This window comes from Agrobacterium sp. a22-2 (genome assembly GCF_012276985.1).
Taxonomy (GTDB): Bacteria; Pseudomonadota; Alphaproteobacteria; order Rhizobiales; family Rhizobiaceae; genus Allorhizobium.
In genome coordinates, this window is sequence record NZ_JAAXMM010000004.1 from 52,244 (window position 1) to 74,123 (window position 21,880).

Annotated in this window: 19 protein-coding genes and 1 other RNA gene; 16 read left to right on the forward strand and 4 right to left on the reverse strand. The window is 62.7% G+C overall.

Annotated features, from left to right (window positions below):
• Window positions 1–71 precede the first annotated feature (71 nt).
• Both HFC70_RS07420 and HFC70_RS07425 read left to right on the forward strand, forming a co-directional pair.
• Entirely contained in the window at window positions 72–1,631 is a 1,560-nt protein-coding gene (locus HFC70_RS07420) for a bifunctional diguanylate cyclase/phosphodiesterase (protein ID WP_210259180.1), read from the forward strand.
• 95 nt (window positions 1,632–1,726) lie between these two features.
• The gene (locus tag HFC70_RS07425) at window positions 1,727–3,097 is read left to right on the forward strand and encodes a serine hydrolase (protein ID WP_168472601.1); all 1,371 of its coding nucleotides are present in this window, start codon (window positions 1,727–1,729) and stop codon (window positions 3,095–3,097) included.
• A 3-nt stretch (window positions 3,098–3,100) separates the two neighbouring features.
• On the opposite strand, the gene HFC70_RS07430 is transcribed toward HFC70_RS07425, so the two are convergent.
• The 4 genes from HFC70_RS07430 to HFC70_RS07445 all read right to left on the reverse strand — a co-directional run bounded on the left by HFC70_RS07430 (window position 3,101) and on the right by HFC70_RS07445 (window position 6,982).
• Window positions 3,101–4,012 carry a lytic transglycosylase domain-containing protein gene (locus HFC70_RS07430; RefSeq protein ID WP_246735681.1) on the reverse strand — a complete coding sequence of 304 codons (912 nt, stop codon included), beginning with the start codon at window positions 4,010–4,012 and terminating at the stop codon, window positions 3,101–3,103.
• A 101-nt stretch (window positions 4,013–4,113) separates the two neighbouring features.
• Window positions 4,114–4,749, reverse strand: a complete 636-nt coding sequence (locus tag HFC70_RS07435) for a LysE family translocator (RefSeq protein WP_168472603.1) — start codon at window positions 4,747–4,749, stop codon at window positions 4,114–4,116.
• 51 nt (window positions 4,750–4,800) lie between these two features.
• The gene (locus HFC70_RS07440) at window positions 4,801–6,015 is read right to left on the reverse strand and encodes a pyrophosphate--fructose-6-phosphate 1-phosphotransferase (protein ID WP_168472604.1); all 1,215 of its coding nucleotides are present in this window, start codon (window positions 6,013–6,015) and stop codon (window positions 4,801–4,803) included.
• Between the two features lie 91 nt (window positions 6,016–6,106).
• Window positions 6,107–6,982 (reverse strand): DMT family transporter, encoded by an 876-nt coding sequence (locus HFC70_RS07445; protein WP_168472605.1) that lies wholly within the window; start codon window positions 6,980–6,982, stop codon window positions 6,107–6,109.
• Between the two features lie 182 nt (window positions 6,983–7,164).
• Here HFC70_RS07445 and HFC70_RS07450 point away from each other — a divergent pair, with 182 nt between their 5' ends.
• The 14 genes from HFC70_RS07450 (at window position 7,165) to ftsW (ending at window position 21,879) form a co-directional block, all read left to right on the forward strand.
• Window positions 7,165–7,902, forward strand: a complete 738-nt coding sequence (locus HFC70_RS07450) for a DnaJ family molecular chaperone (RefSeq protein ID WP_168472606.1) — start codon at window positions 7,165–7,167, stop codon at window positions 7,900–7,902.
• Window positions 7,899–8,660 (forward strand): N-acetylmuramoyl-L-alanine amidase, encoded by a 762-nt coding sequence (locus HFC70_RS07455; protein WP_168472607.1) that lies wholly within the window; start codon window positions 7,899–7,901, stop codon window positions 8,658–8,660. The genes HFC70_RS07450 and HFC70_RS07455 overlap by 4 nt, the downstream gene beginning before the upstream one ends.
• A gap of 253 nt (window positions 8,661–8,913) precedes the next feature.
• Window positions 8,914–9,435, forward strand: coding sequence for a lytic transglycosylase domain-containing protein (locus HFC70_RS07460; RefSeq protein ID WP_168472608.1), 522 nt, complete (start codon window positions 8,914–8,916; stop codon window positions 9,433–9,435).
• A 108-nt stretch (window positions 9,436–9,543) separates the two neighbouring features.
• Window positions 9,544–10,737, forward strand: a complete 1,194-nt coding sequence (locus HFC70_RS07465; protein WP_168472609.1) for an FAD-binding oxidoreductase — start codon at window positions 9,544–9,546, stop codon at window positions 10,735–10,737.
• A 68-nt stretch (window positions 10,738–10,805) separates the two neighbouring features.
• Window positions 10,806–11,204: RNase P RNA component class A (rnpB, locus tag HFC70_RS07470), an RNA gene on the forward strand.
• A gap of 410 nt (window positions 11,205–11,614) precedes the next feature.
• Window positions 11,615–12,055: a division/cell wall cluster transcriptional repressor MraZ gene (gene mraZ, locus HFC70_RS07475; protein ID WP_168472610.1), complete on the forward strand. Its 441-nt coding sequence runs from the start codon at window positions 11,615–11,617 to the stop codon at window positions 12,053–12,055.
• A gap of 14 nt (window positions 12,056–12,069) precedes the next feature.
• The gene (gene rsmH, locus HFC70_RS07480) at window positions 12,070–13,095 is read left to right on the forward strand and encodes a 16S rRNA (cytosine(1402)-N(4))-methyltransferase RsmH (RefSeq protein ID WP_168472611.1); all 1,026 of its coding nucleotides are present in this window, start codon (window positions 12,070–12,072) and stop codon (window positions 13,093–13,095) included.
• A gap of 3 nt (window positions 13,096–13,098) precedes the next feature.
• The gene (locus tag HFC70_RS07485) at window positions 13,099–13,482 is read left to right on the forward strand and encodes a hypothetical protein (RefSeq protein WP_168472612.1); all 384 of its coding nucleotides are present in this window, start codon (window positions 13,099–13,101) and stop codon (window positions 13,480–13,482) included.
• On the forward strand, window positions 13,482–15,233 hold the full coding sequence (locus HFC70_RS07490; protein WP_168472613.1) for a penicillin-binding protein 2: 1,752 nt from the start codon (window positions 13,482–13,484) through the stop codon (window positions 15,231–15,233). Before HFC70_RS07485 ends, HFC70_RS07490 begins: the two co-directional genes overlap by 1 nt.
• Before the next feature lie 53 nt (window positions 15,234–15,286).
• Entirely contained in the window at window positions 15,287–16,747 is a 1,461-nt protein-coding gene (locus HFC70_RS07495; protein ID WP_168472614.1) for a UDP-N-acetylmuramoyl-L-alanyl-D-glutamate--2,6-diaminopimelate ligase, read from the forward strand.
• Window positions 16,744–18,177: a UDP-N-acetylmuramoylalanyl-D-glutamyl-2,6-diaminopimelate--D-alanyl-D-alanine ligase gene (locus tag HFC70_RS07500; RefSeq protein ID WP_168472615.1), complete on the forward strand. Its 1,434-nt coding sequence runs from the start codon at window positions 16,744–16,746 to the stop codon at window positions 18,175–18,177. Before HFC70_RS07495 ends, HFC70_RS07500 begins: the two co-directional genes overlap by 4 nt.
• Window positions 18,178–18,202: 25 nt before the next feature.
• Window positions 18,203–19,303, forward strand: a complete 1,101-nt coding sequence (gene mraY / locus HFC70_RS07505) for a phospho-N-acetylmuramoyl-pentapeptide-transferase (protein WP_168472616.1) — start codon at window positions 18,203–18,205, stop codon at window positions 19,301–19,303.
• Between the two features lie 7 nt (window positions 19,304–19,310).
• The gene (gene murD / locus HFC70_RS07510) at window positions 19,311–20,720 is read left to right on the forward strand and encodes a UDP-N-acetylmuramoyl-L-alanine--D-glutamate ligase (RefSeq protein WP_168472617.1); all 1,410 of its coding nucleotides are present in this window, start codon (window positions 19,311–19,313) and stop codon (window positions 20,718–20,720) included.
• 1 nt (window position 20,721) lies between these two features.
• Complete coding sequence (gene ftsW / locus HFC70_RS07515; protein ID WP_168472618.1) at window positions 20,722–21,879, forward strand: putative lipid II flippase FtsW; 1,158 nt, start codon at window positions 20,722–20,724, stop codon at window positions 21,877–21,879.
• The last annotated feature ends 1 nt before the right edge of the window (window position 21,880 follow it).

Genomic DNA, 21,880 nt, shown 5'->3' on the forward strand with positions numbered 1-21,880 from the left:
ACCGCGTAGTAATAACGAAGCTTTAATCGCTCATGCCGTAAGGTTTCGGCACAGTTTCGGGGGCGATTAACATGATGTTAAATGCGTTTCTGCCGATCACCCGTATGCGATATGTTTTCGTGGGCTCGGCAATCGGTGCGGCTTTGCCGCTTTTGGCGTTTTCAGCCATGGCCTGGATCGACGGGCCTTCTGCGGCAATAGAATTTTTCCGGATAGGCTCGGGCCATAGTGCCACGGCGGCGCTGGCTGCTTTGCTCGGAGTGGTTTCCTGCCGGCAGCAGAATAGGCTTCGCCGTCGGATCAGGGATCTGGAACGGGACGAACAGCGGCTGCGATACGAGGCTCGGCACGATCGGCTGACCGGCTTGCCCAACCGCGCGGCGCTGGAATGGGCATTGCTGCGTCATCTGGCGGCACCGGACACGACGTCCGATCTCGCGGTTCTGCTGCTCGATCTGGATCGCTTCAAATTCGTCAACGACACGATGGGGCACGATGCGGGCGACGAATTGCTGATCGCGCTCAGCCAGCGTCTGGTTGAGGTTCTGGGCGAGACCGGCCGGTTGTTTCGCCTGGGCGGCGACGAATTCGTCGCGGTGGTCAGACGCGTGGGGGACAGGGCGGATGTCGAGGCACTGTGCCGGCGCATCGAAACCCGGGTTGGGGCGCCGTTCGATCTGTCGCGCGGCCGGGTGGTCAGCGGCGTGAGCATCGGCGTGACGTTTGCCGAGATGGGCGATGTCGGCATGTCGCAGATCCTCAAGCGAGCCGATCTGGCACTTTATAAGGCCAAGGAGGCTTTCGGCTCGACCCATTTCTTCTACACCACCGACATGGCCACCGAGGCGCTACTGCACATCGAGATTGAACGGGATCTGGCGCGGGCGTTGCAGGATGACGAACTGTTCCTGGAATATCAGCCGATCATCGGTGTTGAAAGCGGTGCCGTGCGCTCGCTGGAAGCCCTGCTGCGCTGGCGGCATCCGCAGCGCGGCGTCATCGCGCCCGGCGTGTTCATTCCGCTGGCCGAGAAGACCGGCATGATCCTGGCAATCGGCCGGTGGGTGGTTAAAAACGCCTGCCGGGAGGCGGCGGGCTGGCCGTCGCCCACCGGCGTCGGCGTCAATGTATCCGGCGACCAGTTCAAGGACCGCGGCTTCGTCGCCTATATCAAGGACTGCCTCGATGAGGCGGGACTGGCGCCCGGCCGACTGACGATCGAGGTGACGGAAGCGGTGTTTTCCGTCGACATGGAGGTGGTTTGCGAGAGCCTGACGGCGCTTCGGGCAATGGGCGTCCGCATCGCGCTCGACGATTTCGGGACCGGCTTCTCGTCGATCAACAATCTGAAGATGTTCCCGCTCGACCAATTGAAGATCGACCGGTCGTTTGCCAAGGAAATGCTGGAAAGCCAGCGCGATGCGGATCTTGTCGATCTCATGCAGAAGCTGTCGGCCACCTTCCAGATCCACACGACGATCGAAGGCATCGAAACAGAACAGCAGATGGCGTTCGTGCGGACGCTGGGGATTTCCGAGGCGCAAGGGTTTCTGATTTCAAAGCCCGTTCCGGCCTGCATGGTCGGTCCATTGCTCGTCTCGCACGGCCCGTTCGCGGCCATGGTCTCCTGAACCGGGCGCCGAGCGATCCATGAAAGTTTTGGCGAGGTCTTTCGCCTGCAACATTTTCCTGATTGCATGCAGCGCTGGCCGCGGGAGGAATCGTCATGCGCGTTGTTCGTCTGGTGCTGCAGGGCTTTGTCCTGGTCTTCGTCATGCTGCTGGTCGGCGTGATCGCCTGGCTGTCGGTGGCGCCGCCCGAACTGCTGCGCGTCGGCACCGGCTATGCGGCCAAGATCGTCTGCTCGAACGTGTTTCTCGCCAAGCGCGATGGGGCCCAAGTGCTGGCGCAGGATGTGCAGGCACCGGGCCATCCGCTGCTGCGCACGGTGCATGTCGACGTCGACCGGGAACAGGGCAGCGTCACGGCAAGGCTGCTGCGCGTCTTCGTTCCGGCAACGGCCGTCTACCGGGAAGGGCTTGGCTGCGTCAGTGTCGCCGATGGCGATCTGGAGACGGTGCTTGCCGCGCCGCCGGCCGCCTTGCCGCCGCTGCCGAAACCTGCGGCCGGACCTTGGCCGGCAGGCGGCGACAGTGCTGCAAACGATCCGCGCCTTGCCTCCGTTCTTGGCGACCGGGACCTGACCGGCAGTGGCATGCGCGCGGTGGTCATCATCAAGGACGGGCAGTTGGCGGGCGAGGCCTATGGCCCGGATTTTGACCGAGACACACCGCTGCTCGGCTGGTCGATCGCCAAGACCGTCAATGCGGCGATCCTCGGCCGGGCGGTGGCCGAAGGCCGCATCGACCTCGAGGCCAAGGGAGTTTTCGCCGAGTGGAGCGACGATGCGCGTGCATCCATCACCCCGACTGACCTGATGGCGATGCAGAGCGGGTTGCAGTTCAACGAGGACTACGGCGGTGTCGCCGACGTGACGCGCATGCTTTATCTCGAGCCCGACATGGCGGCCTTTGCCGCGGCCATGCCGTCGATTGCCAGTCCGGGCGCGGCCTTCAATTATTCCTCCGGCACCAGCGTCATGCTGGCGCGTTTGTGGATGAACACGTTCGAGGATCCGGCCGCAGCGCTCGCCTATCCGCGAACCGCGCTGTTTGGGCCGCTGGGCATGACCAGTGCGGTAATGGAGACCGACCAGGCCGGGACTTTCGTGGCGAGTTCCTATCTCTATGCCACGGCGCCCGATTGGGCGCGATTCGGCCAGTTCCTCTTGCAGGACGGTGAATGGAACGGCGTGCGATTGCTGCCGGCCGGTTTCGTGCAGTCGATGCAGGCGCCAAGCCGGGCCTCAGGCGGGCGCTACACCAATGGACAGGCCTGGCAGGTCGGGCCAGGCGACGAGCCGGACGGGCGTTTCGGTCTGCCGGGTGACACCTATTGGGCACAGGGCCATGACGGCCAGTCGATCGCCATCGTGCCGTCGGAGCGACTCGTCGTGGTCCGGTTGGGTCTGACGCCGTATTCCGTCGGCTATCGGCCGCAGCCACTCGTCAAGGCGGTCATCGATGCCTTGAAGTGACGGTCAGGGCTGCAGGACGTGCAGCATGCCCTTGCTCTTGGCGTCGTAATAATAGCCACGGGCATAAAGACGGACCGCATTGTCATTGCTGTTGTCGGCCACCAGCCAGGCGCCACGCAGGTATTTCGCGGCATATTTGATATTGGTCTCGGCATCGAACAGACCTGCGGCCGGGCCATCGTAACCCATCGACTTGGCGGTCGCATATTTGATCTGCATCAGCCCGTAATGGCCGCCATTGTAAGCGGCCGGATTGTAGCGGCTTTCACGATGCACGACGCGATGGATCAGCGCCTCGGGCATGTCGTAGATCTTGGCATATTTGCTGATCAGGCCGTTCAACGCCGTCGGGCCGGAGAGCGAGGCGGCCGCCGGCGGCGGCGGGATGATTTGCGGGGCAGCCGGGCCTGAGAGGTCGTACTGGTTGTCGATCGCGGCCAGCGATCCGCCCTTGCTCGGTGCGGCATAGGCCAGCATGGTGGCGGGCTTGGGGGTCGGCACGATGGACTGGACGGCGGAGATCTCGGCGGTCAATGTCGTGTCGGTCGGGGCGACCATGGCGGTCACCAGGCCGTTCTGGGCCGATGCCACGGCGACGGCTGCGGTCGGTGTTTCGGGAAGGACGGCGGCGTTGGCTGCAACGACCGGTGTTGCGACCGCCGGAGCGAGGGCCAGCGATATCTCGCTTCCAGGCTTGGGGGTCGGCAAAAGCACGGCTACTTGCGTGCCGTCCTCCTTGTCATACATCGCAGGGGCGGTAACGACGGCGGCCGTATCGGTGGACGCCGCCGTGGGCGTTGATGCCGGAGCGGGCTTGAGTTCGGCCGTTTCGTTCATGGCCGTGCAGCCTGTCAGGGCGGTCATCAGCACGGCGGCAAACCCCGGCGCGTAGCTGCTTTTCCAATTCACCATCATGCCGATCACCATAGTTTCACGAATCTTTCAATCACTGCATAAACCGTGATCACAAAGCGTTCATAGTCCAAAGGTTAAAATTCGGCAAGGTGGACGGTTTGTCACGCGGCGATCTTGCGGTAGCCGGCCGTCACTGCACCGGCTGCAATCAGCATCGTTCCGCCGGTTCTGTTGACGATGCGCTGGGTCGAGGCCTTGCGGATATAGCGACGGGCACGGTCGGCCAGCAAGGCATAACCTGTGGCATTCAGCATGGCGAGGACGACGAAGGTCGCCTCGAAAATCGCCACCTGCGGCAGGAAGGGCAGCGCCGGGCTGATGAATTGCGGAACGAAGGCGACGAAAAACACGATGCTCTTCGGGTTCAGCGCGGTCACCATGAAGGCGTGTCCGAAGATCTTGAAAAACCGTTGCTGCGGCAGGTTATCGTTGTCGGCGAGCGGACCATCGACGATCGGCGCCCGCCACAGGCGGATGCCGAGAAAGACGAGGTAGGCCCCGCCGATCCATTTCAGCACCATGAAGGCCGTCGCTGATGTGGCCAGCAGGGCGCCCATGCCGGCAATCGAGGCGGTCATGGCAACCAGGTCGCCCAGGGCCACGCCGGTCACAGTCGCAAACGCCGTTTTGCGGCCATGACCCAGGGCATAAGACGTCACCAGCAGGATCGTCGGGCCGGGAATGGCCAGCACGATCGCCGAGGCTGCGGCAAAGGCCAGCCAGTGTTCAATGGTCATGATATGCACTCCCTCAATCAAGAAAGAGCAAGCCACCATTTGCCGGAGTCGTCAATTGGCCGGATCGTATTTTTGGCCGATGAAATCCATCACCTCCCCAAACCAGGGGGTGTTGAGATCGAAGGCCTTGCCGCCCTGGATTCGCGAGAATTCGATGGCGCGCAGCTTGCCATTCTGGTCCTCGTCGTGGCCGGTGACGCCGGAGACCTTGTTGAGGCCGCTTTCGACCGCCAGATCGACCATGCTCTGGATGAGGCGCAGGTCTTCGTAATTGGCCGGCGCGGAGCGGGCATAGTAGCCGGACTTCTGCACCATGGAGCGCTCGGCATCGAGCAGCTTGGCGAAATGCTTCTGGAACCAGTTGCCGACATTGATCGTGTCGATCTTCACATGGCCGAAGGCATCGCGCTTGATGTCCTCGCCGGCTGCCTCGCGGTCGGCGACAATCTCTTCCAGGCAGGCGCCTTCCGAGACGAACAGCGTCACAAAGCCGCAGCGGTCCATGATTTCCTTCAGGCGCTCGGCTTCGGCATCGAGATCGAAATGGGTCTCAGGCAGGTAGATCCCGTCGATGTTCTTCATCTCGGTGTTCATCATGAAACCGTCGATATATTCGTTGTGACGGGTGCGCTGGATATAGGCGCGGGCGGTGGCAGCCGTCAGCCAGCCGCAATGGCGGCCCATGACCTCGTGGATGACCAGCGAACGCGGTGCCGCACTCTGCTCGTTGGAGACGTGATCGAAGAAGCGCGCGCCGACTTCCGCCGCCGTCCAGGCGCCGAGCGATTGACGGATCGGCACGACGTCGTTGTCGACGGTCTTCGGCAGGCCAACCACGGTGAGGTTATAGCCATTGGCGCCGAGATAGGCGGCAAGGTCGGCAGCGGTCGTATTGGTATCGTCGCCGCCGATGGTGTGCAGGATGGTGACGCCGTCCTCGGCCAGCCGTTCAGCGGCGACGCGCAGCGGATTTTCGCCTTCCTTGACCAGGCCGCGCTTGATGCAGTCGGCCGCGTTGGTCAGCTTGACGCGGCTGTTGCCGATCGGCGAGCCGCCATAGCGATGCAGCACATGGGCCTTCTCGCGCATCTCCTTGGTGATCTCGATCTTGTAGTCCATCAGGAGGCCGCGATAGCCGGATTTATAGGCGATCAGCTCGACATCGGGGGCGATGTCGGTGTAGCGCTCGATCAGGCCTCCGACTGCGGACGAGAGGCAGGGTGCCAGACCGCCGGCGGTCAGCATTGCGACTTTCTGTTTGGCCATCATTCCTCCTTGGACGCCGGGATGCGCCGCTCAGATGTTTGTTTCGGCGCCATGGATGCGACAAGACAGGCAGGCCTGTAAAGTGAATTAATCAAGAAATTCGGGCCTTTCGCCCGAGCCAGACGACGAAGGCGACGCTGAGCGCGAATATAATCGTTTCAATGTCGATATGCTCGCCGAGCAGCAGCGCAGAAAAAATCAGGGTGACGAAAGTCTGCATCAGTTGCACCTGCGCGACGCGCGAAATCCCGCCGATCGCCAGGCCGGCATTCCAGAAAACGAAGCCGCCGAACATCGACAGCAGACCGTGGTAGAACAGCGCGCCGACCGCTGTCGGACCGGGTGACGCGATGCCGCCGGTCAAGGCGGTAACAAGTGCGCCCACCACCGCGATCGGGCAGGTCACAAGCAAGGCCCATGAAATGACTTCCCAGCCAGCGACGCGGCGGGCGAGCCTTGCCGACAGGACATAGCCGAGCGACGCCGAGACAGCGGCGGCCAGCAGCCACAAGTCGCCGATTTCCAGATGCAGCCCGCTCTGGCGCACGGAAAAGCCGATCACCAGAAGTGCGCCGGCAATGCCGCAGACCCAGAACAGAGGGCCGGGCCGTTCGCCATCGACGATCACGGCGAAGATCGAGGTCAACAGGGGAAGGGTGCCCAGCACCACGCCGCCATGGCTGGCCGGCAGGGTCTGCATGGCAATGGAGGAGAAGGCCGGAAAGCCGACGGTGACGCAAAGACCGGCGCCGAACAGGGTGGCGAAGGAACCTGTCGGCCAGCGCTTGCCGAGCGCCAGCAGGGTGATGCCGGCGGCGGTCGAGGCAATGACGGCGCGGCCGAAGGTGATGAACAGCGGCGAAAAGCCATCGAGAGCGATCCGGGTCATCGGCAGCGTCAGCCCAAAGATCGTGACGCCGGCAAGGCCAAGGAGCATGCCGAGGGAGGCGGAGGATAACGGCTGCATGATGGCTCCTGTATGGGGAGCCGAGGCCTCGCATGCGGCAAAATGATAGTCCAATCAATTGCGCAAATGACAAGAACGAAAGCCGCTGCCGCGCTTGAACGCGTTATTGTGAACAAAGTTTAACCTGGTCCGCAAGTCTCCGTGGCTTGCTTTTTGCGCGATTATTTGGTCATGCTGCCTATATGATTTTCGATTTTGCATGCGAACAGATAGCTTCGTTCTGGGATAAGCTGCTCGGCGCTATCGGCGATGCGGCGGGAAATGCGCTGTCCAGCATGGTCGAAGCGGTCAGGACCGTCTTCGAGGGCGATCCGGAAACCCGCCGGCGCGTGTCCTTTTCCGTGGCGATCATCGCCTTGTCCGCCAAGATGGCAAAGGCCGACGGCATTGTCACCAATGCCGAAGTGGACGCGTTCCGGTCGATCTTCGACTTTCCGCCGGAAGAGGCGAAAAACGTGGCACGGCTTTACAATCTGGCCCGCCAGGACGTCGCCGGCTACGAGGCCTATGCCGAGAAGATCGCCAAGATGTGCGGCTCCGGCACCAAGGGCTGCCCGGTGCTGGAAGACATCGTCGACGGTCTTTTCCACATCGCCAAGGCCGATGGGCTGATCCACGAGAAGGAACTGGCGTTCCTGGCGCGCATCGCCGACATATTCGGCCTAGATGAGGACCGCTTTGAGCTGGTGAGCCGCCGGCACCTTCATGGCGAGCGGGATCCCTATGGCGTTCTCGGCGTGTCGCCGTCGGATGATTTCGCGACGATCCGCAAGCGTTACCGGGCCCTGGCCTCGGAGCATCATCCCGACCGGCTGCATGCCCGCGGTGTGCCCGTGGAATTCCATGCCGCGGCCCATCAGCGCATGGCGACGTTCAACGCGGCCTACGCAGCGATCGAAAAAGAACGCCGCGCCGCATGATATCCTTCAAGGCCGATTACCCCGGCGCTCGCGTCGTGCCGTCTCCCAACTTTGGGGAGCGGGCCGGCGGGATCGCCGCCGACATGATCATTCTCCATTACACCGGCATGGAATCGGACGAGGGCGCGCTGGCCTGGCTCTGCAACGCGGAAAGCCAGGTCTCGAGCCATTATTTCGTGCACCAGGATGGCACGGTCGTGCAGATGGTGCCCGAGGCGCACCGGGCCTGGCATGCCGGCAAGAGCCAATGGGCCGGCGAGAGCGATATCAATTCCCGGTCGATCGGCATCGAGATTGCCAATGGCGGCCATCCGGCGGGCCTGCCGGCCTTTCCGGATGCGCAGGTCGATGCGGTCGTCGAATTGTGTCGAGATTGCGTCGAGCGCCGTGGAATCGCGCCCGAGCGGGTGCTGGGCCACTCCGATATCGCGCCCGGACGCAAGGTCGATCCGGGTGAAATGTTCCCCTGGGGAAAACTCCACCGGGCGGGCGTCGGTCACTGGGTTGAGCCGGTTGCGGTTAGCGGCGGCCGCTACTTCCAGCGCGGCGATTGCGGCCAGCCGGTCGAAGCCCTGCAATCGATGCTGTCCCTCTATGGTTACGGAATTGATATCACGGGTGAATTTTCGGAAAAAACCGAGGCGGTAGTGAAGGCCTTCCAGCTGCATTTCCGGCCGCAGCAGGTCGACGGCATTGCGGACATGTCGACCATCGAGACGCTGCACCGCCTGTTGTCCTCCCTGCCGCGTTTCGGCTGAAAAACCGGACTTGGTGAGTGCGTGATCCGAGCGCTCTGGACGGTCTTTCTGCCTAAAAAACCGGAGTGCCACAGGAATTCCTTAAAGAACGGCTCTAAGGACGGTGCTGAATGCGGTGCTCGCTGAGTAGAGTGGCCGCGGATATCAACGATGAGGGCAGGGCAGCGCGGATCCGATGGTGGAGCGTGTCGCCGGAAGACTGACGCAATACAGCGCAGCGGCACCGCCCCTGGTTCGGAGACTGACTTTCAAAATGACAAGACCCTTTGTTGCTGCTGCGGCATGCCTCGCTATTCTTGTGTCCGGATTCGGAACGGCGAGCGCCCGCGATGAGGAACGCACCTATACCAAGCCGCTTTTGACCGTAAAACGCGAGAGCGGCTTTGCCATGCCGAAATTCTCGCAGAGCCCCTATGGAAAGCTGATCTCGACCTATGCGGCCAAGTATGGCGTGCCGGTCTCGCTGGCCCATGCGGTGGTGCGTGTCGAGAGCAATTTCAACCCGAAGGCCCGCGGCAGCGCCGGTGAAATCGGCCTGATGCAGATCAAGCCTGCCACCGCACGGGCCATGGGCTATCGCGGCAAGATATCGGGTCTCTACGATCCGGAGACGAATATCATGTTCGGCATGAAATACCTGGCGGCAGCCCACGAGCTTGGCGGCGGCGAGACCTGTGGCACGATCCTGCGCTATAATGCCGGACATGGCGCCACGCGCATGAACCCGGTGTCGAAGCGTTATTGCGGCAAGGTGCTGGCCCTGATCGGCTCGTGACGGAATGTCGCGCGGCGGTCTCGCTGCGCGACGCAAACCGATGATGCAGGACGTTTGTCCGCATGCTATCTCCGGACGATTGCAGTCGATCGGTTGGTGGATAAGGGCATGGCGGACAGGTTTAGATTTATCATTGTCGGGAGAGGCATGATGGGGGCCGCGGCGGCCCGCCATCTGGCGCAGATGACGGATGGCGTGGCCTTGATTGGTCCGGACGAGCCGGTCGACAAGGCCAGCCACCAGGGCGTTTTTGCCAGCCATTACGACGAGGCGCGCATTACCCGCACTATCGATCGCGATGCGGATTGGGCCTTGCTCGCCAACCGTTCCATTGCACGATATGGCGAAATTGCCGAGCAGAGCGGCATCGACTTCTATCATGAGACCGGGTGCCTGATCGTCGGGCCGCAGCGCGGCGGCGCCAATGCCTATGTGGGCGAGGTGGTGGGGGCCGCGGGCCGGCTCGGGGTTTCGACCGATCTGTTGGACGATTCCGGGCTTTCGGACGGGTTTCCCTATTTCGCCTTCGAGCCGCGCAGCGAAGGCGTGTTTGAGGCGAAACGGGCCGGTTATGTCAATCCGCGCAAGCTGGTGGCAGCACAGGCGCTGCTGGCTAAGCGGGCAGGAGCGGCGATCATTGCTGAGACCGTCGTGTCGGTTGTTCCGGATGGTTCCGGTGCCACGGTGACGACGGCCGAGGGCCGCAGCTATCGGGCCGACAAGGTTCTGGTAGCCGCGGGCGGTTTCTCCATTGCCCAGAATCTCTTGCCGCGTCCCGTTGACCTGAAGGTTTACGCGAGGACCGTCGCCTTCTTCGAAATCGCAGACGCAGATCTGCCGCGCTATGCCGGCATGCCGTCGCTGATCGTCGAATCGCACGAACCCCACGATCACATCTATCTGCTGCCGCCGGTGCGTTATCCCGACGGGCGGACCTATCTGAAGATCGGCGGCGATCCGGACGATCTGCCATTGTCCACCGAGCCGGAGATTCGTGCCTGGTTCCGGCGCGGCGGTCGCGACAGCACGCGCGATCACCTGAAGCGGATCATCGACCGGCTGGTGCCGGGTCTTTCGCAGGCGCCGGTGACGATGAGCGCCTGCGTGACATCCTTTACGCCAACGGGATATCCCGCTATTGGCCCGGCCGGTAGCGACAATGTCGTGGTGTTGACCGGCGGCTGCGGGGCGGCGGCCAAGAGTTCCGACGAAATCGGCCGGCTTGGCGCTGAGATGCTGCTCACAGGCCGAATCAACGACGATGGCTACAGCACTGATTTCCGGCCGCATTTCCTCAGCTGAGGGCAGTGCGGTCCTGGAGGAGATATTTTCGGTGGCTTTCCCGGTCGGTGTCGGTTATGGACGCCCTGCCAGTTGGCTGGGCAGCCGCGCTTTACCAATGCCGAAAGGCGGTAAGGTGAGGAAAGTCCGGGCTCCACGGAAACACGGTGCCGGATAACGTCCGGCGAGGGCGACCTCAGGGAAAGTGCCACAGAAAGCAAACCGCCCCGTTTACGGGGTAAGGGTGAAAGGGTGGGGTAAGAGCCCACCGCGTGTCTGGTGACAGAGACGGCACGGTAAACCCCACCGGGAGCAAGACCGAATAGGGATGACGCGGGTCCTGCGCAAGCAGGGCTACAGCCTGTTTCCGGGCCAGTCATCCGGGTGGGTTGCGAGAGGCAGCGTGCAAATGCTGTCCCAGATGAATGGCTGCCACGTTCCGGGCGACCGGAGCCATACAGAACCCGGCTTACAGGCCAACTGGCACCCTTTGCCCAAAGGGCATGAACAAGGACTGAGACTTCCCGTAATGCATTGAAAGATAATCCTTATATCCGCCCATTTCAGCGTGGTGACACCGCGCCGGCGAAGCTTTGCGCAGGCGTCTTCAAATGAGCGTTCCTAACCATTCGTTAAACTTAACAGCTTATAAAGATTTGAATGCCGAACGTGTCGCTACAGACCTCATCCCATTGACGCCCAAATTGTCCCATGATATCCCATAATTGCACTTTTGAACGACCCATCGAAGCGTTCGTTTCCGGAACCGGAGGCGGTGAATTCGATGTGTTTTGCGGTTGCTCAAGCTGCTCTTTTGCAGGCGTCGCGGCGCAGGTGCGGGGGAAATCAAGGGGGCGGGCAATCCGTCTCATTCGAGAAGGAGCGGCTGTAAAGCGTCATGAACCGCTTCCTGTCCAATGCGACAAACAGGATCGATGCGAAGGGGCGGGTTTCCGTTCCGGCGGCGTTCAGGTCTGTTCTGGCGCAGCGCGATATCCAGGAGCTTTACTGCTTTCAGGATTTCGTGTTTCCAGCGATCAGCGTCGGCGGTCCGGATCTGCTCGAAAGGTACGAGCGGCAGATTTCGGCGGAGGATCCTTTTTCGCCGGAGGCGAACGAGATGTCCTTGCTGGTGCATGGCGGCGGCATCTTCATGCGGCTCGATGCGGAAGGGCGCTTGATGGTTTCGGATTTCATCCGGGACTTCACGGGTATCACGTCCGAGGTCACCTTCGTGGGGCGTTCGGATCATTTTCAGCTTTGGCAGCCGCAGGCGTTTCACGAGGCGCAGGCGGCGGCAAGAGAGGAGCGCAAGCGACTGGGTTTGCGCTCCCGGTAGTACGGGGAAACGGAATGGCGGCGGATCTTGGCGGAGGTTCTACTGAAGCTGATGGCGGACCGGTCCGTCACATTCCGGTTCTTCTGAAAGAAGTGCTGACGGCGCTGGCGCCGCAGCCGGGCAAGGTCATCCTCGACGGCACGTTCGGTGCCGGCGGCTATACGACGGCGATCCTGGATGCAGGCGCCGACGTCATCGCGCTCGACCGCGACCCCACGGCCATTGCCGGCGGACAGGCGCTGGTCGCGTCGCGCGGCGGTCATCTGGCGCTGCATCACGCGCAGTTTTCCAATCTCGACCAATTCGCACCTGAAGGCGGGCTCGACGGTATCGTGCTCGATATCGGCGTGTCGTCGATGCAAATCGACGAGGCGGAACGCGGCTTTTCCTTTCAGCGCAACGGGCCGCTCGATATGCGCATGTCCGGCGCCGGCGTTTCGGCAGCCGACGTGGTCAATCGCGCTAAAGTGTCGGATCTGATCCGCATTTTCGGCTTTCTCGGTGAAGAGAAGCAGTCGGGCCGCATTGCCCGTGCGATCGAAAAGCGGCGGACCAACGAGCCTTTCCGCACCACCCGCGACCTGGCGGGCATGATCGAGATCGTCACGCCGCGCAAGGCCAAGGACAAGATCCATCCGGCGACGCGCGTCTTCCAGGCGCTGCGCATCTTCGTCAACGACGAACTCGGCGAATTGGCGGAGGCGCTTTTCGCGGCGGAACGGGCGCTGAAGCCTGGCGGCCGGCTGGTGGTCGTCACCTTCCATTCGCTTGAGGACCGCATCGTCAAGAAATTCCTGTCGGATCGCGACGGTCGGGCTGCCGGCTCGCGGCATATGCCGATGGTGCATGAGCGTCCTGCCACCTTCGAACCGATCGGCAAGACCATGGTGTCGGTCAGCGAGGAAGAGGCGGAGGCCAATCCGCGGGCCCGTTCGGCCAAGCTGCGGGCTGCGGTGCGCACCCAGGTGCCGGCCGAACGGCCCGACATGTCAATCTTCGACCTGCCGGATCTGGCAGAGATCAACCGGATGGGAGGCTGATCGATGCTGAGGACCTTCGATCTCGTCATGATCGGCGCCATGGCGGCTGCGGCGACCGTGACCTATCAGATCAAGCATCTGACCGACAACAAGCGGCAGGACGTTCGCCGTATCGAGGCCGAGATCAAGCTTGAGAGGGATACGATCGAACTGCTGAAGGCCGACTGGGCGCTGCTCGCCCAGCCTAACCGCCTGGAGCGGCTGATTGCCGTCTATGGGCCTGAGCTGAAGCTGGAGCCGACGATGCCGACACAGCTGGCACGGCCCTTCGAGCTGCCGATGCTGCGCTCGCAGCTGCCGCAGGCCGAGCCCAAGGACGAAATTGCCGATGGCAATGGCGCGGGCGAGGCCACGGATGAGATTGCAACCGGATCGGTGAAGCCCTGATGTCATTCCTTTCCCGCATCATGCTCTTGAAGAGCCAGGCCCATTTCTCCTCCGACGGCAAGGGTGGCGTTTCCCATTCCGTCAAGAAGCCCGCCTTCGAGGGATCCGGCAAGCGCAAGACGGAACTGGCGAGGAAACGCGTCGGCCTGATGATCGCCGGCTTTGCCGTGGCCTACGGGGTGATCGGCGGGCGGCTGGTGCAATACGGCTATGCGCAGCCCGAGACGGTGTCGAGCATCATGCCGGCCGACCGGCTGATGGCATCGCGGCCGGATATTCTCGACCGCAACGGCGAACTTCTGGCCACCGACATCCGTACCGTGTCGCTGTTTGCCGAACCGCACAAGGTGGTCGATCCGGACGAGGCGATCGAGAAGCTTGCGACGGTTCTCACGGATCTCGACATGAAGGACACCTATAAGAAGCTGTCCTCCAAGTCGCATTTTCAATGGCTGCGCCGCCAGCTGACGCCGAAGCAGCAGAGCCAGATCCTGGCGCTCGGCATTCCCGGCATTGGCTTCCGTCCGGAAAAGCGGCGTTTCTATCCCGGCGGCTCCACCGCCTCGCATATCGTCGGTTACGTCAATATCGACAACCGCGGCATGGCGGGCATGGAAAAGTTCATCGACAATCAGGGGCTGGCCGATCTCGCAGCCCTCGGCATGACCAGCGACACGCCGCTCGAGCCCGTCAAGCTGTCGATCGACCTCAGGGTTCAGAACATCGTTCGCGACGTGCTGGTGGGGGCGATCACCAAATTCGAAGCGCTCGGTGCCGGTGCTGTGGTCATCGATGTGCATACGGGCGAAGTGTTGGCAATGGGCTCGCTTCCCGACTTCGACCCCAACAATCCGGCGGCCAGCGCCAAGGAAGGCTGGCTGAACCGCATGTCGAACGGCACGTTCGAGATGGGCTCCACCTTCAAGTCCTTCACCATTGCCATGGGGCTCGATTCCGGCAAGGTGAAGCTCACCGACAGTTTCGATGCCCGTGCGCCGATCCGCATCGGCGGCTTCACGATCAAGGATTTTCACGGCAAGAATCGCGTGCTGACGGTGCCGGAAATCTTCCAGTACTCGTCGAATATCGGCACGGCGAAGATTGCGGACACGGTCGGGACTGATGGACACAAGGAATTCCTGACCAGGATCGGCCTGCTCAGCAAGATGCAGACCGAACTGCCTGAAGTGGCGATGCCGAGCCAGCCGCGGCAGTGGAAGAAGATCAACTCGATCACCATTTCGTTTGGCCACGGTGTCTCGACCACCCCCTTGCAGACGGCGGTGGCGGGAGTGGCGCTGGTCAATGGCGGCAAGCTGATCGAGCCGACCTTCCTGCCTCGCACCCGCGAACAGGCCGACCAGGTTGCCACGCAGGTTCTGCAGCCCTCGACCAGCAAGGACATGCGGTTCCTCTTCGAGTGGAACGGCGTCAACGGCTCCGGACGCAATGCCCGCGTCGACGGCTTCAACGTTGGCGGCAAGACCGGCACGGCCGACAAGGTGGTCAACGGCCGCTATGTCGGCGACAAGAACTTCAACGCCTTCCTGGCGGCGTTTCCGATCGACGATCCGAAATATGTGGTTTTGACCGTCATTGACGAGCCGAGGACCGACAAGGGCAATGGCGCAGCGCTTGCCGGCAATTCGGCCGCACCGATGGTGGCCGACATTATTCGCAGAAGCGCCGCAATTCTCGGTGTAGAACCAAATTTCGGTGAGGTGGGCAACGAATTGCTCGTGTCCTATTGAGAGATGTTTAATTACGCGGCCGATTCGGCCGCGCTACTGGAAAAGTCGACATCATGAAACTGCGAGATCTGGCTGACGGGACCTTCGGTAAGCAGGGAGACCGTCCCGACGATGCAACAGGCGATATCGAGATCTCCGGCCTGACGGCCGACAGCCGCAAGGTGACGCCCGGCATGCTGTTCGTGGCGCTGGCCGGCACCAAGGCTGACGGTGCGGCCTTTATCGACGACGCCGTGTCGCGCGGCGCATCCGCCGTCGTCGCTTCGCACGCCCATTCCACATCGGTGCCGGTCCTGGTGTCCGACACGCCGCGCCGCTTCCTGGCGCTGGCCGCAGCAAGATTCTATGGCGCGCAGCCGCAGACCATGGTTGCCGTCACCGGGACGGCCGGCAAGACCTCGGTTGCCTCCTTCACCCGGCAGATCTGGGCGCAGCATGGTCTTGCCGCTGCACAGATCGGCACGACCGGCGTCATTTCACCTTCCCGCAACGATTACGGCTCGCTGACCACGCCTGACCCGATCGCCCTGCACAAGCTGCTTTCCGAGCTTGCCGAAGAGGGCGTTACCCATGCGGCGATGGAGGCCTCCAGCCATGGGCTCGACCAGAGCCGGCTCGATGGCGTCAAGCTGGCGGCGGCCGGTTTCACCAATCTCGGCCGCGATCACATGGACTACCACCCAACGGTCGAGGCCTATATGGCCGCCAAGATGCGGTTGTTCGACACGCTTTTGCCAAAAGGCTCGCCGGCGGTGATCTTTGCCGACGATCCGTGGTCGACGGAAGCGATCCGTGTTGCGACAGCGGCCGGACACGATATCCGCACGGTCGGCCGGCACGGTGAATTCCTGGCCTTGAAGCGCGTTGAGCATTTCCGCCACAAGCAGGTCGCCGAGGTTCATGCCGAGGGTGAGATCTTCGAGGTGCATATCCCGCTTGCCGGCGACTTCCAGGTGGCCAATGCGCTGGTGGCGGCGGGCCTTGCGATTTCGACCGGCGTACCGGTTGGCGCAGCGTTGAAGGCGCTCGAAAAGCTGGTCGGAGCCTCTGGCCGTCTCGAACTGGTCGGTCACACCAAAACCGGGGCGCTGGCCTATGTCGATTATGCCCACAAACCCGATGCGCTGGAAAACGTGCTGGCCTCGGTGCGGCCGTTTACCACCGGCCGGGTGATTGTCGTGTTCGGCTGCGGCGGCGACCGGGATCGCGGCAAGCGGCCAATCATGGGCGAGATCGCCTGCCGGCTGGCCGATGTGGCGATCGTCACCGATGACAATCCGCGTTCCGAAGTGCCGGCGGAGATTCGTGCCGCCATCATGAAGGCAGCGCCTGGCGCCCTTGAGATCGGCGATCGCGCGCAGGCCATCCGGCAGGCCGTCGCGATGCTGGCCGCCGGCGACACCCTGATCGTGGCCGGCAAGGGGCATGAAGAGGGCCAGACGGTCGGCGATGTGACGCTGCCGTTCTCCGACCATGCAGAATTGCGCAAGGCGCTGGAAGGGATGGAGATTTGAGTTTTCTCTGGACGACTGAAGAACTGATAACCCATCTCGTCGGGCGTCCGTTCGGCACCTTGCCCGAGGGCATTACCGGGATCTCGATCGACAGCCGCAGTATCGCTCCGGGCGAGGCGTTCTTTGCGATCAAGGGCGACCGGGTCGATGGTCATGACTATGCCAGCATAGCGGTTGCCAATGGCGCGGCGCTGCTCATCGTCAGCGAGGCCAAGCTGCCGGCGCTGGGACGCATCACGGTTCCGATGATCGTCGTCGAGGACGTGCTGGCCGCACTGCAGAAACTGGGTCTTGCGGCGCGCGACCGCAGCCATGCCAAGATCATCGCCGTCACGGGATCGGTCGGCAAGACGACGACCAAGGAAATGCTGCGGCGGGTACTCGAGCCGTCGGGCCGGGTGCATGCCGCCGTCGCCTCGTTCAACAATCATTGGGGTGTGCCGGTAACGCTGGCCCGCATGCCGGCCGATACCGACTACGGCGTCTTTGAAATCGGCATGAACCATGCCGACGAAATCCGGCCGCTGGTCAAGATGGTGCGTCCGCATGTGGCGGTGATCACCACGATCGCGCCGGCCCATCTCGGCAATTTCGCCGATCTGGAGGAGATCGCCGCCGCCAAGGCCGAGATTTTCGAAGGCATCGAGCCGGGCGGTCATGCGCTGCTCAACCGCGACAATAGCCAATTCGAGTATCTGGAGCGGGCAGCACAGGCGGCCGGCGTCGAGCATATCCACAGTTTTGGCCAGCATGCCAAGGCCGAGTTCCGGCTGGCCGAATTCGACGGTTCTGCCGAAAGCTCGGTTGTCTGGGCGGTGATCGGCGGCGAGACCCGGGAGATCGCCATCGGCGCGCCCGGCCGACATCTGGCCGAGAACGCCATGGCGGCGCTGGGGGCTGCCAGCCTATGCGGTGCCGATCTCACTAGCGCGATCGAGGCGCTCGGGCACCTGTCCGCCGTCAAGGGCCGCGGGCAGCGTCACCGACTGGCGCTCGACACGGGCAGCTATGTGCTGATCGACGAAAGTTACAATGCCAATCCGGCCTCGATGCGCGCGGCCATCGCGGTTCTTGCCTCGTCCGTTCCGACCGGCGAGGGGCGGCGGATTGCGGTTCTCGGCGACATGCTGGAAATGGGCGCCTTTTCGAAGGACGTTCACAGCGAGTTGGCCGGACCGCTGCTGGCGGCCGGCATCGAGCATGTCTGGCTGGCCGGTCCGGAAATGGCGGCGCTGCGGGACGCACTGCCGGATAGCGTCCAAGTGGAATACCTGGAAAAGACCGAGGATCTGGCGGCTTTCGCCGTTCGAGCCGTGCGACCGGGCGATGTCGTGATGGTCAAGTCGTCGCTGGGCATCGGCTTCGGCAAGATTGTCGCGGCCCTGCTTGACAAGCATGCACCATTCACCGACACCGAGCGCCAAATTTAAACTTGGGCTTTTGGAAAGGGCTCTTATGCTGATCTGGCTTGTGGAACTGGCGGATAATCTTCAATTTTTCAACCTGTTCCGATACATTACCTTCCGCACGGGTGCAGCCCTGTTCACCTCGGCGCTGATCGTCTTCCTGTTTGGCCCGCGGATGATCTCGTCGCTGCGGGTGCGCCAAGGCAAAGGACAGCCGATCCGGGCCGACGGTCCGCAGACCCATTTCAAGAAGGCCGGCACGCCGACCATGGGCGGGTTGATGATCCTGGCCGGCATCGTCGGCTCGTCGCTGCTCTGGGCCGATCTCTCCAGCGTCTATGTGGTGGCGACGCTGCTGGTGACGCTCGGCTTCGGTGCCATCGGCTTCTACGATGATTACCTCAAGGTTACCAAACAGACCGACAAGGGCTTTTCTGGCAAGGCACGGCTCGCCATCGAATTCGTGATTGCCGGCATCGCCGTCTATTTCATGATGAACACGGCGCTGGCATCCGGGCAGCATGGCTCGACCTTCGGCTCTTCGGTCGCCTTTCCGTTCTTCAAGGATTTCCTGATCGATCTCGGCATCTTCTTCGTGCTGTTCGGCGGCTTCGTCATCGTTGCGGCCGGCAATGCGGTGAACCTGACCGACGGTCTCGACGGTCTGGCCATCGTGCCGGTGATGATCGCGGCGGCCTCGTTCGGCATCATCGCCTACCTGACCGGTAATGCGGTGTTTTCCAACTATCTGCAGATCAATTTCGTGCCCGGAACGGGCGAATTGGCCGTCATCCTGGGGGCGGTGATCGGGGCGGGGCTCGGGTTCCTGTGGTTCAACGCGCCGCCGGCCGCCATCTTCATGGGCGATACCGGGTCGCTGGCGCTCGGCGGCCTGATCGGCTCGGTGGCGGTCGCCACCAAGCATGAGATCGTCATGGCGATCATCGGCGGCCTGTTCGTCATCGAGACCATGTCGGTGATCATCCAGGTCGGCTATTTCAAGATGACCGGCAAGCGCGTCTTCCTGATGGCGCCGATCCATCACCATTTCGAAAAGCTCGGCTGGACCGAAAGCCAGGTGGTGATCCGCTTCTGGATCATCGCCGTCGGCCTCGCCATGCTTGGCCTCTCGACGCTGAAATTGCGGTGAGGCTCTGATGATACCGGTCACCACCTCCAGGGATCAACGGATAGCGCTTTTCGGTCTCGGCGGCTCGGGACTGGCCACGGCGCGGGCGCTTTTGGCCGGGGGTGCTGATGTGACCGTCTGGGACGACAATCCCGACAGCGTGGCCAAGGCTGAGGCCGAGGGCATGCGCGCCGAAGACCTGCGCGGTATCGACTGGAGCGGCTTGTCGGCGCTGGTGCTGTCGCCGGGCGTGCCGCTCACCCACCCGAAGCCCCATTGGTCTGTCGATCTGGCGCGGGCGGCCGGTGTCGAGATCATCGGCGATGTGGAACTGTTCGTGCGCGAACGGCGGGCGCATGCGCCGGATTGCCCGCTGATCGCCATTACCGGCACCAACGGAAAATCGACGACGACGGCGCTGATCGCTCATATTCTCTCCGCCAGCGGACGGGATACGCAACTGGGCGGTAATATCGGCACGGCCGTGCTGACGCTCGATCCGCCGAAACAGCAGCGCTTCTATGTGGTGGAGTGCTCGTCCTACCAGATCGACCTGGCCCCGACGCTCGATCCCTCCGCCGGCATCCTGCTGAACCTGACGCCCGATCATCTCGACCGGCATGGCACTATGCAGCATTATGCGGATATCAAGGAGCGGCTGGTCGCCGGCAGCGACGTGGCGATCATCGGCATGGACGACAGCTTTTGCGAGCGCATCGCCGACCGTGTCGAGCGCTCCGGCACCAAGGTTATCCGCATCTCCAAGCGCCTGGCGCTGGCCGATGGTTACTATGCCGAGTCACATTTTATTGTCGCAGCACATGGCGGGGCGAATTTGGTGGTCGCTGATCTCGACGGTATCCAGACGCTGCGCGGCAGCCACAATGCCCAGAATGCCATCGCGGCGGTTGCCGCCTGCCTCTCCGTCGGATTGTCGATCGAGGAAGTGCAGGCCGGCCTGTCGTCGTTTGGCGGGCTCAAGCACCGCATGCAGCCGGTCGGACGGCGGGGCAACGTCGTCTTCGTCAATGACAGCAAGGCCACCAATGCCGATGCGGCTGCACCCGCTCTTTCGAGCTACGAGCGGATCTACTGGATTGCCGGCGGCCTGCCGAAGGAAGGCGGGATCACCAGCCTTGCGCCGCTGTTTCCGCGCATTGCCAAGGCCTATCTGATCGGCGAGGCGGCGTCCGGCTTTGCTGCGACCCTTGGCAACGCCGTTCCCTTCGAAATCTCCGGCACTCTCGACAAGGCCCTGGCCCATGCGGCAGCCGATGCGACTGCGGACGGGGCCGACGTGGCCGTGATGTTATCACCGGCTTGCGCAAGCTTCGACCAGTATAGGAACTTTGAAGTCAGGGGCGACGCCTTCGTAAGCCAGGTGGCGAGCCTTGATGGCGTGACCATGCTGATCGAAACAGCCACAGGAGACAGATGAGATGGTAAGCCGTGCGGAGCGAGGGCCGGTCGCCGACTGGTTTTGGACGATCGACCGTCTGTTCGTGGTGCTCTTTGTCCTGTTGATGGGCATCGGCTTCATGCTGTCCTTTGCCGCATCGCCGGCGGTGGCCGAGCGGCTCGGTCTCGACAGCTTCCATTTCGTCAAGCGTCATGCCGCCTTCATGCTGCCGGCGCTCGGCGTGATGATCGGCCTGTCCTTCCTGTCGCCGCGCCAGATCCGCCGCACCGCCATGCTGATCCTGGTCGTCTCGCTCGGCATGATGCTGCTGGCGCTGTTCTTCGGCATCGAGGTCAAGGGCGCGCGGCGCTGGATCACCATTGCCGGCCTGTCGATCCAGCCGTCCGAATTCATGAAGCCGGCCTTTGTGGTGGTCTGCGCATGGCTGTTTGCCGAGCATTCCCGCCAGCCGGAAATTCCCGGCAATTTTTTCGCCATGATCCTGTTCGGCATCGTGGCGGTGCTTTTGATCGCCCAGCCCGACTTCGGCCAGACCATCCTGACATCGGTCGTCTGGGGCGGCATGTTCTTCATGGCCGGCGTGCCGTGGTTCTGGATCTCGGTCCTGGCGGGTCTCGGGGCGGCCGGCCTTGTCGGCGCCTACTACACACTGCCGCACGTGTCGGGCCGAATAGACCGGTTCCTGACAGGCGAGGGCGATACGTTCCAGACGGATACGGCGCGCGACGCTATCGTGCGCGGCGACTGGTTCGGCGCCGGGCCGGGAGAGGGCGTCGTCAAGCGCATCATTCCCGACAGCCATACGGACTTCATCTTCTCGGTGGCGGCCGAAGAGTTCGGCATCATCTTCTGCATGGTTCTGGTGGCGATCTTCGCCTTCCTGGTGCTGCGCGGCCTCAACCATGCCTTCAAGGAGCGCAACGACTTCAACCGCTTTGCGGTGGCGGGCCTCGTACTGCAGATCGGCGTGCAGTCGATGATCAATATCGGCGTCAATCTGGAACTGCTGCCGGCCAAGGGCATGACCCTGCCGTTGATTTCCTACGGTGGCTCGTCGATGATCGCGGTCTGCGTCACCGCCGGCTTCATCCTGGCCCTGACACGGCGCCGGCCGGAAAAGCGCGCCCAGGAGCGCAGCCTGTTCCGGACCATTCACCATGGCGTCCCGGCGGAGTAAA

Excerpts from the sequence above, each read along its gene's own strand:
- HFC70_RS07420 (WP_210259180.1), top strand. The coding sequence starts at position 72 with ATGATGTTAAATGCGTTTCTGCCGATCACCCGTATGCGATATGTTTTC.
- HFC70_RS07425 (WP_168472601.1), top strand. The coding sequence starts at position 1,727 with ATGCGCGTTGTTCGTCTGGTGCTGCAGGGCTTTGTCCTGGTCTTCGTC.
- HFC70_RS07430 (WP_246735681.1), bottom strand. The coding sequence starts at position 4,012 with ATGATGGTGAATTGGAAAAGCAGCTACGCGCCGGGGTTTGCCGCCGTG.
- HFC70_RS07435 (WP_168472603.1), bottom strand. The coding sequence starts at position 4,749 with ATGACCATTGAACACTGGCTGGCCTTTGCCGCAGCCTCGGCGATCGTG.
- HFC70_RS07440 (WP_168472604.1), bottom strand. The coding sequence starts at position 6,015 with ATGGCCAAACAGAAAGTCGCAATGCTGACCGCCGGCGGTCTGGCACCC.
- HFC70_RS07445 (WP_168472605.1), bottom strand. The coding sequence starts at position 6,982 with ATGCAGCCGTTATCCTCCGCCTCCCTCGGCATGCTCCTTGGCCTTGCC.
- HFC70_RS07450 (WP_168472606.1), top strand. The coding sequence starts at position 7,165 with ATGATTTTCGATTTTGCATGCGAACAGATAGCTTCGTTCTGGGATAAG.
- HFC70_RS07455 (WP_168472607.1), top strand. The coding sequence starts at position 7,899 with ATGATATCCTTCAAGGCCGATTACCCCGGCGCTCGCGTCGTGCCGTCT.
- HFC70_RS07460 (WP_168472608.1), top strand. The coding sequence starts at position 8,914 with ATGACAAGACCCTTTGTTGCTGCTGCGGCATGCCTCGCTATTCTTGTG.
- HFC70_RS07465 (WP_168472609.1), top strand. The coding sequence starts at position 9,544 with ATGGCGGACAGGTTTAGATTTATCATTGTCGGGAGAGGCATGATGGGG.
- mraZ (WP_168472610.1), top strand. The coding sequence starts at position 11,615 with ATGAACCGCTTCCTGTCCAATGCGACAAACAGGATCGATGCGAAGGGG.
- rsmH (WP_168472611.1), top strand. The coding sequence starts at position 12,070 with ATGGCGGCGGATCTTGGCGGAGGTTCTACTGAAGCTGATGGCGGACCG.
- HFC70_RS07485 (WP_168472612.1), top strand. The coding sequence starts at position 13,099 with ATGCTGAGGACCTTCGATCTCGTCATGATCGGCGCCATGGCGGCTGCG.
- HFC70_RS07490 (WP_168472613.1), top strand. The coding sequence starts at position 13,482 with ATGTCATTCCTTTCCCGCATCATGCTCTTGAAGAGCCAGGCCCATTTC.
- HFC70_RS07495 (WP_168472614.1), top strand. The coding sequence starts at position 15,287 with ATGAAACTGCGAGATCTGGCTGACGGGACCTTCGGTAAGCAGGGAGAC.
- mraY (WP_168472616.1), top strand. The coding sequence starts at position 18,203 with ATGCTGATCTGGCTTGTGGAACTGGCGGATAATCTTCAATTTTTCAAC.
- murD (WP_168472617.1), top strand. The coding sequence starts at position 19,311 with ATGATACCGGTCACCACCTCCAGGGATCAACGGATAGCGCTTTTCGGT.
- ftsW (WP_168472618.1), top strand. The coding sequence starts at position 20,722 with ATGGTAAGCCGTGCGGAGCGAGGGCCGGTCGCCGACTGGTTTTGGACG.